Annotated in this window: 14 protein-coding genes and 2 pseudogenes; 5 read left to right on the forward strand and 11 right to left on the reverse strand. The window is 75.0% G+C overall.

The window, feature by feature from the left end:
* A pseudogene (locus tag H9657_RS19810) lies at positions 1–76 on the reverse strand (hypothetical protein); the annotation flags it as partial.
* A 26-nt stretch (positions 77–102) separates the two neighbouring features.
* Here H9657_RS19810 and H9657_RS18600 point away from each other — a divergent pair.
* Positions 103–801: pseudogene (locus tag H9657_RS18600) on the forward strand (SGNH/GDSL hydrolase family protein); the annotation flags it as partial.
* Positions 798–1,271: a hypothetical protein gene (locus H9657_RS18605; protein ID WP_191784934.1), complete on the forward strand. Its 474-nt coding sequence runs from the start codon at positions 798–800 to the stop codon at positions 1,269–1,271. The pseudogene H9657_RS18600 and the gene H9657_RS18605, both read left to right, overlap by 4 nt.
* A gap of 92 nt (positions 1,272–1,363) precedes the next feature.
* Here H9657_RS18605 and araA read toward each other — a convergent pair whose 3' ends face one another.
* The 7 genes from araA to H9657_RS18640 form a co-directional block, all read right to left on the reverse strand.
* Entirely contained in the window at positions 1,364–2,872 is a 1,509-nt protein-coding gene (gene araA, locus H9657_RS18610) for an L-arabinose isomerase (RefSeq protein WP_191784935.1), read from the reverse strand.
* 25 nt (positions 2,873–2,897) lie between these two features.
* Positions 2,898–3,608, reverse strand: coding sequence for an L-ribulose-5-phosphate 4-epimerase (locus tag H9657_RS18615; RefSeq protein ID WP_191784936.1), 711 nt, complete (start codon positions 3,606–3,608; stop codon positions 2,898–2,900).
* 102 nt (positions 3,609–3,710) lie between these two features.
* Positions 3,711–5,330, reverse strand: a complete 1,620-nt coding sequence (locus tag H9657_RS18620; protein ID WP_191784937.1) for a xylulokinase — start codon at positions 5,328–5,330, stop codon at positions 3,711–3,713.
* A 115-nt stretch (positions 5,331–5,445) separates the two neighbouring features.
* Positions 5,446–6,531: a LacI family DNA-binding transcriptional regulator gene (locus H9657_RS18625; RefSeq protein WP_318241606.1), complete on the reverse strand. Its 1,086-nt coding sequence runs from the start codon at positions 6,529–6,531 to the stop codon at positions 5,446–5,448.
* Positions 6,532–6,535: 4 nt separating this feature from the next.
* Positions 6,536–7,360 (reverse strand): pyrroline-5-carboxylate reductase, encoded by an 825-nt coding sequence (gene proC, locus H9657_RS18630; protein ID WP_191784938.1) that lies wholly within the window; start codon positions 7,358–7,360, stop codon positions 6,536–6,538.
* Between the two features lie 319 nt (positions 7,361–7,679).
* Complete coding sequence (locus H9657_RS18635; protein WP_191784939.1) at positions 7,680–9,239, reverse strand: DUF7059 domain-containing protein; 1,560 nt, start codon at positions 9,237–9,239, stop codon at positions 7,680–7,682.
* A gap of 42 nt (positions 9,240–9,281) precedes the next feature.
* Positions 9,282–9,977 (reverse strand): endonuclease/exonuclease/phosphatase family protein, encoded by a 696-nt coding sequence (locus tag H9657_RS18640; RefSeq protein ID WP_191784940.1) that lies wholly within the window; start codon positions 9,975–9,977, stop codon positions 9,282–9,284.
* A gap of 207 nt (positions 9,978–10,184) precedes the next feature.
* On the opposite strand from H9657_RS18640, the gene H9657_RS18645 reads away from it, so the two are divergent.
* A complete protein-coding gene (locus H9657_RS18645; RefSeq protein ID WP_191784941.1) occupies positions 10,185–10,859 on the forward strand; it encodes a lipocalin family protein in 675 nt (224 codons plus the stop codon).
* A gap of 58 nt (positions 10,860–10,917) precedes the next feature.
* Here H9657_RS18645 and H9657_RS18650 read toward each other — a convergent pair whose 3' ends face one another.
* Both H9657_RS18650 and H9657_RS18655 read right to left on the reverse strand, forming a co-directional pair.
* A complete protein-coding gene (locus H9657_RS18650) occupies positions 10,918–13,209 on the reverse strand; it encodes a sodium-translocating pyrophosphatase (protein WP_191784942.1) in 2,292 nt (763 codons plus the stop codon).
* A 141-nt stretch (positions 13,210–13,350) separates the two neighbouring features.
* Positions 13,351–13,674, reverse strand: a complete 324-nt coding sequence (locus H9657_RS18655; protein WP_449727642.1) for an STAS domain-containing protein — start codon at positions 13,672–13,674, stop codon at positions 13,351–13,353.
* Between the two features lie 188 nt (positions 13,675–13,862).
* On the opposite strand from H9657_RS18655, the gene H9657_RS18660 reads away from it, so the two are divergent.
* Both H9657_RS18660 and H9657_RS18665 read left to right on the forward strand, forming a co-directional pair.
* A complete protein-coding gene (locus tag H9657_RS18660) occupies positions 13,863–14,435 on the forward strand; it encodes a SigE family RNA polymerase sigma factor (protein ID WP_191784944.1) in 573 nt (190 codons plus the stop codon).
* Positions 14,432–15,577, forward strand: a complete 1,146-nt coding sequence (locus H9657_RS18665) for a hypothetical protein (RefSeq protein ID WP_191784945.1) — start codon at positions 14,432–14,434, stop codon at positions 15,575–15,577. Before H9657_RS18660 ends, H9657_RS18665 begins: the two co-directional genes overlap by 4 nt.
* A gap of 63 nt (positions 15,578–15,640) precedes the next feature.
* Here the strand turns inward: H9657_RS18665 and H9657_RS18670 are convergent, their stop codons facing one another.
* A complete protein-coding gene (locus H9657_RS18670) occupies positions 15,641–16,294 on the reverse strand; it encodes an anaerobic ribonucleoside-triphosphate reductase activating protein (protein WP_191784946.1) in 654 nt (217 codons plus the stop codon).
* Between the last annotated feature and the right edge of the window lie 87 nt (positions 16,295–16,381).

Here is a 16,381-nt window from a genome sequence, read left to right on the forward strand (position 1 = left end):
GGTCCTCCTTGCCGCCGATGCCCAGCGGGTGGATCTCCACGCGGGGCCTCGACGTCGTGAGCGTCGGGCAGATCTCGGCAGCGGGCCGACAGCCTCGACCCGACGCTCGACTACCACCTGCTCGCGTGCTCAGGCGCGTTCGTCTCGAACGTCAAGGGCCAGGGCGGGGCACGACGTTTCGGTGAGCGCCCGCAGATCGCGCGGGGGTTCCTCGACGAGAACACCACCCTCGCCACGATGTCGATCGGCGGCAACGACGCGGGCTTCCAGGGCGTGATCATCTCGTGCGCCATCACCGCCGAGTGCCACACTCGCACAGCCGACGACGGGACGACGTACGCTCAGCGCGTCGAGCGCACGATCAACCAGACGGTCGGCCCCGACGTGACCGACCTGCTCGAGGAGATCCACGGCGAGGCGCCGAACGCGCGCGTCCTGCTCATGGGGTACCCCAAGCTCTTCTCGGGGAGGTGCGAGGTCATCACGCAGCTCACGCTGAGCGAGGGCGAGGTCGGCTGGATGAACGACCTCGCTCGCGTCCTCGCCGAGCGGCTCTCCCGCGCCGCCGCGGACGCCAACGCACGTGCCGGCACGAACTACGTCACGTTCACCGACCCGCGCCCCGCCTTCGAGGGCAAGGGCATCTGCGGGTCGCCGGAGCACATCCACGCGGGCGTGCTGACCCCCACGGACGGCGACATGCTCGTCATCGGGTCGCAGCAGTCCTTCCACCCCAAGGCCGAGGGCTACCTCGACTACGCGTGGGCGATGGACCTCACGCTCAATCCGCCCGCGCCGTGAGACACCGTCGGTGGACCGCCACCCTGGCGGTCGTCCTCGCTCTGGCGGGGACGACCGCGGGGTGCGCTCCCGGGCGCGACCGCGCAGGCGAGGCCCGCGGCGCAGCGCTCGAGAGCGTCCGCTACCTCCGTGTCGTCCTGGAGGACGTCATGGAGGACGCCGGCCCGCTGTCCGACGAGGAATTCGCGGCCCTGGTCACCACGGAGGTGGCCGACCGGTTCGACGGGACGTGGGAGCCGACCGGCGCACCCGACGGCCGACCGACCTGGCGCGGCACGGCGCTCGGCGCGGCTGACGGTCCATTGAAGTCCCAGGTCGTCGCGGCCGCCTGCTTCGACGCGGAGATCGACCGGCAGGCCGCCACGGTGACGTTCGACGATGCGCCGTGCCCAGAGCGCGTGCGACGGACGCTCTCCGTCACGGGCGACGAGGACAACGTCGTCAGCGTCGCCGACCTGGCCACGGACTGACACGACGGCGGCCCACGGCGGCCCGACCACGGCCCCACACGCGACGACGGCGGGTGCCCGGCGACCGCCGGAGACCCGCCGTCGACCGGGCGTCAGAAGCCCTGCGCGACCCGGTAGTACACCTGGTTCCACCGCACCTGGTCGGCGAACCCGCGACGCGTCGTCGCCTCGTCGATGACGAGCAGCTCGGTGCGCGCGAGCTCGGCGAAGATCTCCCACGCCTCGATGCCCACGGCCGTCGTCAGGACGGTGTGGTGCGCTCCCCCGGCGGTGAGCCAGCACTCGGACGACGTCGTGAAGTCCGGGCGGGGCTCCCACACGGCGCGCGCGACGGGCAGGTGCGGCAGGTCGGCCGTCGGCGGGACCACGTCGACGACGTTGGCCGTCAGGCGGAACCGCTCGCGCATGTCGGCGAGCGACACCACGACGGCAGGGCCCGCGTCGGTGTCGAACACCATGCGGACCGGGTCCTCCTTGCCGCCGATGCCCAGCGGGTGGATCTCCACGCGGGGCCTCGACGTCGTGAGCGTCGGGCAGATCTCGAGCATGTGCGCGCCCAGGATCTTCTCCGCACCCGGCGTCAGGTCGTACGTGTAGTCCTCCATGAGCGACGCGCCGCCGGGCAGCCCGGCGCCCATCACCTTGGCGACGCGCACCAGCACGGCCGTCTTCCAGTCGCCCTCGGCCCCGAACCCGTAGCCCTTGGCCATGAGCCGCTGCACGGCCAGGCCGGGCAGCTGGCGCAGCTCGCCCAGGTCCTCGAAGTTCGTCGTGAAGGCCTTGGCGTCACGCTCGACGAGGAAGCCCTCGATCGCGATCTCCTGGCGGGCGGCGTAGCGCAGCGACTCGTGGCGGTCGCCGCCGCGGCGCAGCTCGGGGACCACGTCGTACAGGTCCTCGTACTCGGCCACCAGGGCGTCGACGCTCGCGTCGTCGACCGCCGCGACCGCGGCGACCAGGTCGTTGACGGCCCACGTGTTGACGGACACGCCCAGGCGGATCTCGGCCTCGGTCTTGTCGCCCTCGGTGACGGCGACGTTGCGCATGTTGTCACCGAAGCGCACGAGGTTGAGGTCCTGCGCGGCCTGCCAGCCGGCCGACGCGCGCACCCACGTGCCGATGCGCGCGGTGACGGCCGGGTTCGACACGTGGCCCGAGACCGTGGTGCGCGCCAGGCCCAGGCGCGTCGCGATGTACGCGTACTCGCGGTCGCCGTGCGCGGCCTGGTTGAGGTTCATGAAGTCGAAGTCGATCGTGTCCCACGGCAGCTCGACGTTGGCCTGCGTGTGCAGGTGCAGCAGCGGCTTGCGCAGCAGGTCCAGGCCCGTGATCCACATCTTCGCCGGGCTGAAGGTGTGCATCCACGTGATGACGCCCAGCACGCGGTCGTCGGAGTTGGCGTCCAGCACCGCACGGCGGATGGAGTCCGAGTCCTTGAGGACCGGCTTCCAGACGACCTTCGCCGGGACGTCGCCCGACGCGTCGAGCGCCGCAGCGACCTCGCGGGACTGCGCGGCGACCTGCTGCAGCGTCTCCTCGCCGTAGAGGTCCTGCGAGCCGGTGAGGAACCAGATCTCCTGGTCGGGGTAGGCCTTGCTCATCGTCGTTCTCCCTCGTGGCTCAGCATCAGTGCTGGCCGTAGACGTTCTGGTAGCGGGCGTACAGCGAGTCGACGTCGGACTGCGCGATGGGCAGCGGCTCGCCGAGCTGCCGGCTGATGTGGACGGTCCGCGCGACCTCCTCGACCATGACCGCGGCCTTCACGGCGGCCTTGGCGTCCTTGCCGATCGTGAACGGGCCGTGGTTGCGCATGAGGACCGCCGGGCTGCGCGAGTCCCGCAGCGTCTCGACGATGCCGCGGCCGATCGAGTCGTCGCCGATGAGCGCGAACGGCCCGACGGGGATGTCCCCGCCGAACTCGTCGGCCATCATCGTCAGCACGCACGGCACGGGCTCGGCCCGGGCCGCCCACGCGGTCGCGTACGTCGAGTGCGTGTGGACGACGCCGCCGACGTGGGGCAGGTGGCTGTAGACGTAGGCGTGCGCGGCCGTGTCGGACGACGGGGCGCGCGTGCCCTCGACGAGGTTGCCCTCGAGGTCGCACACGACCATCGCCTCGGGCGTCAGCTCGTCGTAGGTCACGCCCGACGGCTTGATGACGAGCAGGTCGCGCTCGCTCGGGCCGGCGGGGTCGACGACGACGCGCTGCGACACGTTGCCCGCCGTCCACACCACCAGGCCCCACCGGGGCAGCTCGGCGTGCAGCCGGCTGACCTGCTCACGCGCGCGCGCGACCGCGTCGCGCACCTCGGGGGCGTACTCGTCCAGGGCGGTCATCCGCACCTCCAGCTTCGGGGCCCGCGTCGTGCGGGCGGTCGGGACCGGCGTCGGGCGCCGGCGGGACGCGCGCGGGTGCGCGCGTCCGGGTGGTGCCGGCGCTCAGAGCGCCTCGGTCGCGGCGCGCTCCACGGCCAGGCCGGCGGCGTAGCGCTCGAGCCACGCGGCGTAGCCGGTGACGTCGGCCGGGTCGGGCTCGACGACGTCGATCTCGGCGTCGGCGAACACGCGCGTCGACAGGTACGTGCCCAGGTCCTGCGTCGCGCCGCTCGCGACGTACGCGGCGAGCACCGCGATGCCCCACGCGCCGCCCTCGCCGGCCGTGCGACCCACCGCGACGGGCGTGTCGACGGCCGCGGCGAGCAGCCGCTGCGCGACGCCCGCGGTCCGGAACAGCCCGCCGTGCGCGAACATCGTGTCGACCTCGACGCCCTCGGCGGCGAGGATCCGCAGGCCCAGGCTCAGCGTGCCGAACGCCGCGTACACCTGGGTGCGCACGAAGTTGCCGAGCGTGAGGCGGCTGTCCGGCGTGCGGACGATCAGGGGACGGCCCTCGTCGAGCCCCGTGATCGGCTCTCCCGACAGGTAGTTGTACGCGAGCAGCCCGCCGCCATCGGCGTCGCCCTCGAGCGCCTCGCGCAGCAGGACGCCGAACACCTCGTCGGCGCCCGCGTCGGACCCGAGCGCGGTCGCGAAGCGGCCGAAGACCCCCGCCCACTCCCCGAGCTCGCTCGCGCCGTTGTTGCAGTGCACCATCGCCACCAGGTCGCCCGCGGGCGTCGTGACGAGGTCGATCTCGTGGTGCACCTGCGCGAGCGGCTTCTCGAGCACGACCATCGCGAAGATGCTGGTGCCGACGCTGGTGTTGGCGGTGCGGGGCGCGACGGACGCGGTCGCGACCATGCCGGTGCCGGCGTCGCCCTCGGGCGGGCACAGGGGCGCGCCGGCGCGCAGGGTCCCGCTCGGGTCGAGCAGCGCGGCGCCCTCCTCGGTGAGGCGGCCGGCGTCCTGGCCCGCGACGAGCACCTCGGGCAGCAGGTCGACGAGCCGTGCGACCGGCAGGCGGCCCGCGGTGTGCGCGTCGAAGCGCGCGAGCAGGTCGGCGTCGTAGTCGCGGGTCACGGGGTCGACCGGGAACATGCCGGACGCGTCGCCCACGCCGATGACCTTGCGACCCGTCAGGCGCCAGTGCACGTACCCGGCGAGGGTCGTCACGAACCGCAGGTCGGGCACGTGCGGCTCGGCGTCGAGGACGGCCTGGTGCAGGTGCGCGACGGACCAGCGCAGCGGGATGTTGTACCCCAGCAGCTCGGTCAGCTCGGCCGCGGCCGCACCGGTGGACGTGTTGCGCCACGTGCGGAACGGCACGAGCAGCTCGTCGTCGGCGTCGAAGGCGAGGTAGCCGTGCATCATCGCCGACACGCCCAGGGCGGCGACGGACGTGGGACGCACGCCGTAGCGCCGCTCGGTGTCGGCCAGCAGGTCCGCCACCGCGGCGCGCAGCCCGTCCCACACCGCGTCGAGCGGGTAGGTCCACGTCCGGTCGACGTACTGGTTCTCCCACGCGTGGCCGCCGGAGGCGAGCGGCACGTGGTCCTCGCCGACGAGGACCGCCTTGATGCGCGTGGAGCCGAGCTCGATCCCCAGGACCGCCCGGCCCTGCGCGACCGTCTCGCGTGCGGCCTCGCGGCGGGCGTCCGCGTCGTCGTGGTGCTGCGCCATCGCGTGCTGCTCCCTCTCCGGGCCTCGTCGCCCGGGGTCGTGCTCACGGCCGGGTCGGAGCGACGCGGCGTCGGTCGATGTTAACGATCACATGGCGGAGAAGCCAACCTCCGGGTCACGCCCCACCGCCCTGCGCACCGGTGCCCTCCACCGGCGCCGACGACCGGCGCACCACGAGCTCCGGCGCGATCGACTGCTGCGTCGGCTCCCCGCCGGTCAGCGCGTCGACGACGGCCTGCACCGCCCGCCGGCCCAGCTCGTCGAACCCCTGCCGCACCGTCGTCAGCGGCGGCGCGTAGAAGGCCGTGCCGGGCTCGTCGTCGAACCCCACGACCGCGACGTCCTGCGGCACGCGCACGCCGGCCTGCCCGAGCGCCGCGAGCAGCCCGAGCGCCAGCTGGTCGTTGGCGGCGAACACCGCCTCCGGCAGCCCCGTGCGCACCAGCTCGAGCCCCGCGGCGTAGCCGTCGGCCGCGGACCACCCGCCCGCACGGTGCGCCTCGCCCGTGGCCCCGGCCGCGTCGAGCGCGTCCTGCCACCCCCGGAGCCGGTCGCGCGCGTCGTACCACTCCTGCGGCCCGGCGACGTGGAGCACCGAGGTGCGCCCCGACGCCAGCAGGTGCTCGGTCGCCAGGCGCCCGCCCGCCACCTGGTCGACCGACACGGTCGGCAGGTCCACACCCGCGCGGCCCGACGAGACGAGCACAGCCGGGACGGGCACGTGCACGCCGCTCACGGCGTCGACCGTCCCGCTGCGCGGCGCCACCACGACGACGCCGTCGACGCCCTGCGCGAGGAAGTGCTCGACCGCGGCGACGACCTCCTCGCCGCTGAACGCGCGCAGCGTCGCGACCGACACGTAGAACCCCGCGTCGCGCGCCGCCTGCTCGAACGCGACGAGCGTGCTCGTTGGCCCGAACAGCGCCGTGGCCGGCGTGATGACGCCGAGCGTGCCGGTGCGGCGCGTGACCAGCGCCCGGGCCGCGAGGTTGGGCCGGTACCCGAGCGTCGCGATCGCCTCGAGCACGCGCTCGCGCGTCGTGGGGCGCACGCTCGGGTGCTCGTTGAGCACCCGGGAGACCGTCTGGTGGCTGACGCCCGCGAGCGCGGCCACGTCGTTCATCGCCGGGGGGCGGCCGTCGCGCGAGCGCCGCGTCGCGGCCGGGCGGCCGGCAGCCGTGGGGCGAGGGTCCACGGTCACGGGGTCAGCCGGCGCCGAGCTCGCGCGAGCGCTCGGCGGCGGCCCGCACCCCCGCGACCAGGCCCGCGCGCACCGCGTGCGCGTCGAGGGCGGCGACGCCCGCGACCGTGGTCCCGCCGGGCGAGGAGACCCGCTCGCGCAGGACCGCGGGGTGGTCGCCCGTCCGCGCGACCATCGCGGCCGAGCCCTCGACGGTCGCGACGGCGAGCCGCGAGGCCAGGTCCCGCGGCAGGCCGAGCAGCACGCCCGCCTCGGCCAGCGCGTCGATGACGTAGAACACGTACGCGGGACCGGACCCGGACAGGGCCGTCACCGCGTCCAGGTGCTTCTCGGCGACCCGCTCGACCAGGCCCGTCGCCGCGAGCATGCGCTCGACCAGCGCGAGGTGCTCCTCACCGGCGGCGCGGCCCGGTGCGATCGCGCTCGCGCCCTTGCCCACCAGGGCCGGCGTGTTCGGCATGACCCGCACGACGGGCGTGCCCGCGGGCAGCGCGTCCTCGTAGGTGCGCAGCGGGACCCCTGCCGCGACGCTCACCACGAGCGCCCCGGCGCGCAGCACGGGCGCGACCTCCGCGAGCGCGGCCGGCACGACGTCCGGCTTGACGGCCAGCAGGACGACGTCGGCGCTCGCCACGGCGTCCCGGTTGCCGGCCGTGCGCACGTCGTGCTCCCGCGCGAGCGCCTCGGCCCGTCCGGTGTCCTGGTCGGCGACCGTCACGCGGTCCCCCGGCCAGCCGCCCGTGCGCAGGGCCGCCACGAGCGTGCCGCCCATGACCCCTCCGCCGAGCACCGCCACCGCGGGCCGTGCCCCCGTGTCCTGCGTGCCCATCGTGCCTCCGTCGCTGCGGTCCGGTGCCGCGCGCGCGGCCGTGACGAGCGTACTGGCGCCCGCGGACGCCCGGACGTCACCCCCCACCCCGCGAGAGTGCAATCCAGTCACCCCCACCCCCACCCCCCCCCGCGAGAGAGCAATCCAGTCACCCCCTCCCCCGGCGAGAGAGCAATCCAGCACTCGACACGTGGGGTCCCGACTGCCAAGGCGGATCGACCGGGCGCTCGGTGGTGCGCGACTGGATGGCCCTCGGGGGGTACGCGACTGGATTGCACTCTCACGCTCGGGGGTGAGCGACCGGGTTGCTCTCTCGCGCTCAGGCGATCGTCAGGAGGCCGTCGGTGAGCAGACCGCGGACCGTGGGCAGCACGTCGGCGGCCACGTCGGACGCCGGGACGTCCAGCAGCGCGCCCAGCGCGCCGACGATCTGCCCGGCGGTCAGCTCGCCGTCGCACGCACCGACGAACGCGGCGAGCGCCGTGCCCGCCTGCACCGTGCGTCCGAAGCCCCTGCCCTGGCGCAGCAGCACGACGCGCGGGTCGACGGCACCGGGCTGCAGGTAGCGCTCCTCGGTGACGTCGGGGGCGACGGTGAGCCGCAGGCCCGCGAGAGCCTCGACCGACAGGCCGGTGACCCCGTCGTGCGCGGCGAGCGCGGCGGAGATCACGGGCCCGAGCGGCTGCCGCACCGGTCCCGTCTGCGACTCCAGCCGGCGCAGGGTGGGCGGCCCCGCGACCGGACGACGCAGCGTGACGACGCCGAACCCGACGGACGCCACGTCCCGGGACGCCAGGTCGTCGAGCCACGCGCCGTACCGCGCCGTCCACGTGCTGCGGTCGGCCGGCGTCGTGCCGCCGTCACGGATCCACGTCTCGGCGTACTGCGCGGGGTCCTGCTCGTCGCGCAGCACGACCCACGCGTCGAGGCCCGACGCGTCGACCCACGCGCCGATGCGCTCGTGCCACTCCTCGCCGTCGCGGACCTCCCAGTTGGCGAGCAGCTGCGCGACGCCGCCGGGCGCCAGGACGCTCCCGACGCCGGTGACCAGGTCGCGCACGAGGTCGTCACCGGCCCGGCCGCCGTCGCGGTAGTCGTACGCGGGCACGTCGCCGCGGCGCGGGGTGATGACGAACGGCGGGTTGGAGACGACGAGGTCGAACGTGTCACCGGCGACCGGCTCGAGCATCGACCCGGCACGCAGCTCGACGCGGTCGTCCCCCAGCCCGGCCAGCGCGGTCGTGAAGCGCGCGAACGCCAGGGCACGGGCGGAGAGATCCGTCGCGACGACGTGCGCGGCGTGCCGGCTCGCGTGCAGCGCCTGCACGCCGCACCCCGTGCCCAGGTCCAGCACGCGACGGCGCGGGTCCCGGACCGTCGCCTGCGCGAGCGTCAGCGACGCACCGCCGACGCCGAGCACGTGGTCCGTGCGCAGCGGCCCGCCGGTCGCCAGCTCGCCCAGGTCCGACGCGATCCACCAGGCGGCGTCCCCCGCGCCGTCGCTCGCGGCGTAGGGGCGCAGGTCGACGCGGGCCACGACCTCGTCGTCAGGGCCCTGGCCCGCGACGTCCACCAGCCCGAGGCGCCGGGCGCCCTCGACGCCGACGGACGGGAGCGCGGCCTGCAGTGCTGCGGCAGGCACGGGCACGCCGAGCAGGAACGCGCGCGTCAGCGCCGCGGCCGGGGCCGACCCGGACGGGGTGCCGGAGGCCGTCGCCCGCAGCGCCGGCAGCACCTCGCCGCGGGTCAGGGCGCCGGCCGCGACGGGCCCGAGGAGCTCGTCGACGTGCTCGACCGTGAAGTCGGCGGCGGTGAGGTCGGCGCGCAGCGCGTCGACGAGTGCGGGGACGACGACGGGGGCGTCAGGGGTGGCGGTCACACCGCCATCGTCCCAGGCGGGCGACGGCCCGACGGGGCGCGCTCAGGCCGGCAGGTGCAGGTCGACGACCAGCGGGCGGTGGTCGCTGGCCACGCCCACGGCGGCGTCGTCGAGCACCCACGCGTCCAGCACGGGCAGGCGCGGGTCGACCAGGACCACGTCGATGCGCACGCGAGGGACGTCCGCCGGGTAGGTCGGCCGGTCCGCCCCCGCGACGACCGCCGCGTCCTGCAGGCCTCCCGCGGCCCCGGCCAGGACGGACCAGGACGGCCCGCCGGGGCGCTCGTTGAGGTCGCCCGCCACGACGACCGGTCCGTCGGTGCCGCGCAGCAGGCGGCGGACCACCAGGTCGACGTGCCGGCCGCGCTCGGCGGCACGCAGCCCGAGGTGCACGACCACGACGCGGACGCCGTCGACCCGGGCGGTCGCGACGCCGCGGCGCGTGCGCCCGACGCGCCAGGGCAGCCGCAGGCCGGCCGCGTCGTGCACGCTGCGGTAGGGCGCGACGAGCAGGGCGGTCGTCCGCGCACCGCCGCCGCCGACGGCGACGCGCAGCCCGGTCCGGGCGGCGAAGGCCCGCAGCCGCGCCCTCCCGGCCGCCCCCCGGGGAGGTTCCTGGACCGCCAGCACGTCGGGCCGCACGCTGCGCACGACGTCGACGAGCGCGTCGAGCTCGTCGCGCAGGCCCCGCAGGTTGTAGGTCATCACCCGCAGGGTCCCCACGTCGCGTGCGTCCACGGTGGCCTCCGTCCGTCCTCGGGCTGCGCGAGCGTACCGACCCCCCGGGCCGGTGGCACCACCGCACACGCCGTGGACGCGTCGCGGATGGCGCGGGACGCCCGCGCGGACGGTTCCGCCCGCCCCCGCGGCGCCGCCGCGGGTGCCGTACGTTGGTCGCGAATCGAGCGACGGCTGCGCCTGCGCGCGCGACGAGAGGGACCACCCGTGCGACGACGTCACACCGCACTGGCCGCGAGCGCCGTGGCCGTGCTCCTGCTGAGCGCCTGCACCGGCGACGCCGACGCAGGTCGCGACGAGGCCACGGCGGGCACCACGTCGCCCCCGTCGGCCACCGCGACGAGCGACCCGGCCGACGACGAACCTGTCGCGGGCGGCGTCACGCAGGAGTGCCTGCTGGGCACGTGGCGGCTGGACCTGGCCGCGATGCAGGACGACCTGCGCGAGACGTTCGAGGCAGCCGACGACGACCAGGGCGCGGTGGAGGTCACGGTCGACGGCACCGCCACGTACGAGTTCGCGGACGGCGGCACGTTCACCGCCGACGTCGACTCGAGCTCGGCCATGACCATGTCGGCCGACGGCTCCGAGCTCACGTCGACGTCGCGGTCCACGGGCGACCTCACCGGCCGGTGGACGCTGGCGGGCGACCAGCTGACGATCTCCGACATCGACTCGTCGGGCCTCGACGTCACGACCACCGGCACGCTCGACGGCGAGGAGCTGGACGTCCCCGAGGGGTCCGCCGACGACGCCATCGAGGCGCTGCCGCCCACGGCGTCGACCGCGACGTGCAGCGCGAGCACGCTGACCCTGGTGACGTCGCTGCAGGCCGACGAGAGCAGCGACCCCGTGACGATGACCTACACGCTCCGCCGCTGAACAGCGCCCCGCCCTCCCGTCCGACGGCGACGGGAGGGCGGGGCGGACGTGCGGGGCGTCAGCCGACGAGCTGCGCCTCGTGCTCGAGACGTCCCTCGCGGTCGACCTTCGCGGCGCGCAGCCGGGAGGCGATGACCGCGCCGAACGCGATGGCCGTCGCGACGAGCGCGATGGTCAGGCGCAGCGTGTGGTTCGCGTCCTCGCCGACGGACACCGCGACGATCGCCGGGGCGATCAGCACGGACACGAGGTTCATCACCTTGATGAGCGGGTTGATCGCCGGGCCCGCGGTGTCCTTGAACGGGTCGCCGACCGTGTCACCGATGACGGCGGCCGCGTGGGCGGGCGAGCCCTTGCCGCCGTAGCTGCCGTCCTCGATGATCTTCTTCGCGTTGTCCCAGGTGCCGCCGGAGTTCGACAGGAACACGGCCATGAGCACGCCCGTGGCGATGGTCCCGGCCAGGAACCCCGCGAGGGGTCCGACGCCCAGGCCGAAGCCGACGGCGATCGGCGCGAACGCGGCCAGCAGCCCGGGGGTCGCCAGCTCGCGCAGCGAGTCGCGCGTGCACATGTCGACGACCCGGGCGTACTCGGGCCGCACCTCGCCCGTCATGATCCCGGGGTTGTCGCGGAACTGGCGACGCACCTCGAAGACGATCGCACCCGCGGCCCGCGTCACCGCGTCGATGGCCAGGCCGGAGAAGAGGAAGACCGTCGCGCCGCCCAGGATCACGCCCACGAGCGTGATCGGGTTGATGATGTCGTACGACATCATCGCCTCCACGAGGTCCCCGCCGAGGCCGCCGGAGATGTCCTCGAGCGCCGTGCGGACCGCGTCCGCGTAGGAGCCGAACAGCGCGGTCGCCGCGAGCACGGCCGTCGCGATCGCGATGCCCTTGGTGACGGCCTTGGTGGTGTTGCCGACGGCGTCGAGGTCCGTGAGGATCTGCGCGCCCTCGGGGGTCACGTCGCCCGACATCTCCGCGATGCCCTGCGCGTTGTCGCTGACCGGGCCGAACGTGTCCATCGCGACGATGACGCCGACGGTCGTCAGCAGGCCGCAGCCCGCCAGCGCGATGAGGAACAGCGCGAGCGGCACCGAGCCGCCGGCCAGCAGGAACACGCCGCAGATCGCGGCCGCGATGATGCCGGTCGTGTACACCGCGGACTCGAAACCCACGCCGATGCCCGACAGCACGACCGTGGCGGGGCCCGTCAGCGTCGTGCGTGCCACGTGCAGCGTCGGCTTGCTGGTGGTGCCGGTGAAGTAGCCGGTGACCCACAGGATGACGCCCGCGAGGACCACGCCGATGAGCACGGCGAGCGACGCGACGAGCCGCGGGTCACCCGCGTGGCCCTCGAGGCCGGTCGTGCCGCCGGGCAGCTCGGCGAACGTCCCCGGGAGGTACACGTACGCCGCGGCCGACGCGAGCAGCACGCCCACGAGCGCCGAGACGTAGAAGCCGCGGTTGATCGCCGCGAGCCCGCTCTCGGCACCGCGCACCCGCGTGATCGCGACACCGAGGGCCGCGACGAGCGCACCCACCGCGGTGACGATCAGCGGGAACACCATGCCCTCCTCGCCGAACGCCGCGCGGCCGAGGATGAGGGCCGCGACCAGCATGACCGCGTACGACTCGAACAGGTCCGCGGCCATCCCGGCGCAGTCACCGACGTTGTCGCCGACGTTGTCGGCGATCGTGGCGGGGTTGCGCGGGTCGTCCTCGGGGATGCCCTGCTCGACCTTGCCGACCAGGTCCGCGCCCACGTCGGCGGCCTTGGTGAAGATGCCGCCGCCCACGCGCATGAACATCGCGAGCAGCGCAGCGCCGAAGCCGAAGCCCTCGAGCACCGCGGGCGCCTCGCCCCGGTAGAGGAGCACGACGAGCGACGCGCCGACGAGCCCGAGGCCCACCACGGCCATGCCGACCACACCGCCGGTGCGGAACGCGATCCGTGCACCCTCCGCGCGGCCCTCCGGCCCCGAGGCGGCCGCCGCGACGCGCAGGTTCGCACGCGTGGCGAGCCACATCCCGAGGAACCCGATGGCGGCCGAGAAGCCGGCGCCGACGAGGAAGAACACGGAGCGCCCGATCTTGATCCCGCTGTCCCCCGGCAGCAGGAAGAGCAGGGCGCACACCACCGCGGCGAACACCGCGAGCGTGCGGAACTGCCGGCTGAGGAAGGCGGACGCGCCCTCCTGCACCGCGCGGGCGATCTCCTGCATCGAGGCCGTGCCCTCACCGGCCGCCAGCACCTGGCGGCGGAGCACGGCGGCGACCACGAGGGCCGCCAGTCCGATCACGGCGATCGCCGTGACGATCGTGATGCTCGTGGCACCGAGCTGCATGCATCCTCCTCGACACACCGGCGCGCTCCCCCTGAACGCAACCCCACCGCCCGGCCCCGTTGCCGTCGGACCGGGTGAGTCTAGCGGGGGGTGTGACGCAGGTCGCACACCGTCAGCACGCGGTCGTCGACGACCGCGCGCTCAGGACGCGAGCGCGGAGTCCAGGCTGCCGTGGATGGTGAAGACCTGCGTGAGGCCCGTGATGCGGAAGACCTTGAGCAGACGCTCCGAGTCGACCACGAGCTCGAGACGGCCACCGGCGATCCGCACGCGCTTGAGCGTGCCGACCAGCAGCCCCAGGCCCGTGGAGTCCATGAAGGTCACGGCCGTGAGGTCGACGACCAGGTCGGTGCGGCCGTCGGCGAGGAGCACCGCGATGCGCTCGCGCAACCGGTCGGCGGAGGCGACGTCGATCTCGCCCGAGACGTGCACGACCGTGCGCGCGCCGACGTCCTCGGTCGTCACCTGCACCTCCATGGACGTGCCTCCCCGCGTACCGTGGCGTCGCCTGCATTCAAGCATCCCGACGCGCGTGCCGTTGCTCCTCCACGCGGACCGGTGCGTGCGACCCAACCTTTTCGGGCCGTCATCCGTCACCATGCAGTGAGGGCAGCCCTGTGCGCGGTGCCCGACCGTCTCACGACAGGAGCACCGTGACCACCTGGCAGGACGCGCTGGACGAGCTCGTCCGCACGCGCGGCCGTGCGCTCGTCGGCTACGCCTACCTGCTCACGGGCGACTCGCGCGAGGCGGAGGACCTCGTGCAGGACGCCCTGGTGCGGACGTTCACGCGCGGGCGCGGCACGCGCGAGGTCGCCTCCGCCGAGGCCTACGTGCGACGGGCCATCCTCACGACCTACGTCGACGGGTTCCGCCGACGGCGCCACTGGGCCACGATCCGGCACCTGACGGCCGTCCCCGAGCCGAGCCCGCCCGACGGCCCGCACGCGGGCCCCGAGTCGGTGGTGACCACGCGCCTCGCGGTGCAGCAGGCGCTCGCCCTGCTGCCGCCCCGCGAGCGCGCGTGCATCGTCCTGCGCCACTTCGAGGACATGACCGTGGCGCAGGTCGCCGACGCCCTGTCCCTGTCCGTCGGCACCGTCAAGCGGTATCTCTCGGACGCCACCCGCACGCTCGAGTCCCACCTCGGCAACCTCTCCGGAGCCGACGACACGCCCGCGCACCACACCGACGAGGTCCTCGTCACGGTCCGGAGGTCACGATGAGCACACGCCTGGATCTCGCGCTGCACGACCTCGCCGACGCGGCCGCGGACACGAGCCGGTTCGGCGACCCCGACACGTCCGCGACCGTCCTGACGGTGCACCGGCTCGCCGCACGCGTCCGCCGCCGCCGCGCGGCTCGCGCTGCGGGGACCGCCGCGGTGGCGGCGAGCGTCGCGGGCGCCGTCGCGCTCGTCGTGCCGCAGCTCACGCGGGACGTCACGCCCGCCGGGGACCCGGACGCGGACCCGGGGGCGTGCCGTTCCGCGGTGTCGCGGATCCCGTCGGGGCCCAAGGACGAGCTCGGCGTCGAGCTGGGGTACCAGGGCATGAGCACCCCGCGGATCGACACCGCGGCCGCCGGGCAGGACCTGGGCACGTGGCAGGGCAGGTCCGCGGACCTCGTCGTGAGCATCTCGCAGATCCCCGAGGCCGGGGTGGGCGCGACGCGCCTGCGGCTCGTGCTCACCGAGGACGGCGTCGTGGTGGGCGCGGCGCAGGAGCTCATGTCCCTGACGCCGACCACCACGGGCGAGGTGCTGCGCACGCAGCTGGGCGACCCCGTCGCGTCGACGGAGGACCAGCCGGAGGTGTACCCGCTGGAGGACACCCGGGACCGCTGGTGGCAGCCCGCGGTCACGTCGACCGGAGAGGTGCGCGTCGCGCAGAACACCTCGCTGGGGTTCGCGGCGTGCGACGGCTCCGGGCAGCTGTCACCCGGCACCTACCAGGTCTACGCGACCACGGTCGACGCGGTCGGCACCGCGCGTGGTGCCGCCGGCCCGTGGGACCTCGAGATCGCGCAGGACGACCCGACGCGGCACCACCTGCCCGACGGCTTTCCCGACGAGGTGCCGCTGATCGACGGGCGCCTGGTCACCGCGCACCGGCACGGTGCCGGGTGGGCCGCGGAGGTCGTCAGCCCGGGCCAGGACCGCGCCCTCGTGGCGACCCGGCTGCTCGCCGAGGCCGCGCGGGACGGCGCCGACACCGCGACCTCCCAGCGGTCGACCCTGTCGCCGCCGTACGACGCGCTCGCTCAGGACTCCACGGTCGCGCTGCCGGGGTGGTCGGTGCGTGCCGTCGCGTCGCAGACGCCGGCCGGCGAGCCGTCGGTCGTGTACGTCCTGATGCCGCAGGGCTGACGGGGCGCCCGCGCCCGCCCGGGTGCACGGGCGGGCGGGTGCCCGCTGACCGCGCGGTGAGCCTCACCCCCGGTGCAGGCGCTCGCGGGGGACGCGCGCGAGCGCCTGCGCGTACTCGTCGGTCGCGCCGTCGGGGCGGACCTGCTGCAGCACGTGGTCGCGCACGCCCAGGTCGGCCAGCGCAGCGCCGAGGTCCGCGACGTCGGCGTCGGTGAGCACGGTGGGGTCGACCGTCGTGCGGACCTGCACGTCGACGCCGCTGTCGAGGACGAGGCGCAGGGACTCGAACGCCTTGTCGGCGGTCGTCGTCTCCCCGCCCGCGCGGGTGATCGCGCGGTACAGGTGCGCCGGGGCCTTGATGTCCAGGCCGACCCAGTCGACGTACGGCAGCAGGTCGGGCAGCCGCGCGGGGTAGGCGCCCGCGGTGTGCAGCCCGACGAGGAAGCCGGCCTCCTTGACCTCGCGCGCGGCCGCGACGATCCCGCCCTGCCGCGTCGGCTCGCCGCCCGACAGCACGAGGCCGTCGAGCAGCCCGCGCCGCCGGCGCAGCAGGTCCGTCACGTGCGTCCACGGCACGACGCCCGGCAGCCGGACGTCGAGGATCGCGCTGTTGTGGCAGTACGTGCACCGCCACGGGCAGCCCTGCAGGAACGCGGTGGCGACCAGCTTGCCCGGCCAGTCGACCGTCGACAACGGTGTCAGGCCCGCGATCTGCAAGGACGTCGCGCGCTGCTCCCAGTCGCCCCGGGCGGGCGGCCGCGGGCCGCCGCCCCCCCCCCCCGGGGCGGGGGGCCGCCCCCCCCC

The sequence above is a fragment of the Cellulomonas avistercoris genome, assembly GCF_014836445.1.
Lineage (GTDB): Bacteria > Actinomycetota > Actinomycetes > Actinomycetales > Cellulomonadaceae > Cellulomonas > Cellulomonas avistercoris.

Bases quoted from the DNA above. Each gene is read 5' to 3' on its own strand.
- araA (WP_191784935.1), bottom strand. From the start codon at position 2,872: ATGAGCAAGGCCTACCCCGACCAGGAGATCTGGTTCCTCACCGGCTCG.
- H9657_RS18615 (WP_191784936.1), bottom strand. From the start codon at position 3,608: ATGACCGCCCTGGACGAGTACGCCCCCGAGGTGCGCGACGCGGTCGCG.
- H9657_RS18620 (WP_191784937.1), bottom strand. From the start codon at position 5,330: ATGGCGCAGCACCACGACGACGCGGACGCCCGCCGCGAGGCCGCACGC.
- proC (WP_191784938.1), bottom strand. From the start codon at position 7,360: ATGGGCACGCAGGACACGGGGGCACGGCCCGCGGTGGCGGTGCTCGGC.
- H9657_RS18650 (WP_191784942.1), bottom strand. From the start codon at position 13,209: ATGCAGCTCGGTGCCACGAGCATCACGATCGTCACGGCGATCGCCGTG.
- H9657_RS18665 (WP_191784945.1), top strand. From the start codon at position 14,432: ATGAGCACACGCCTGGATCTCGCGCTGCACGACCTCGCCGACGCGGCC.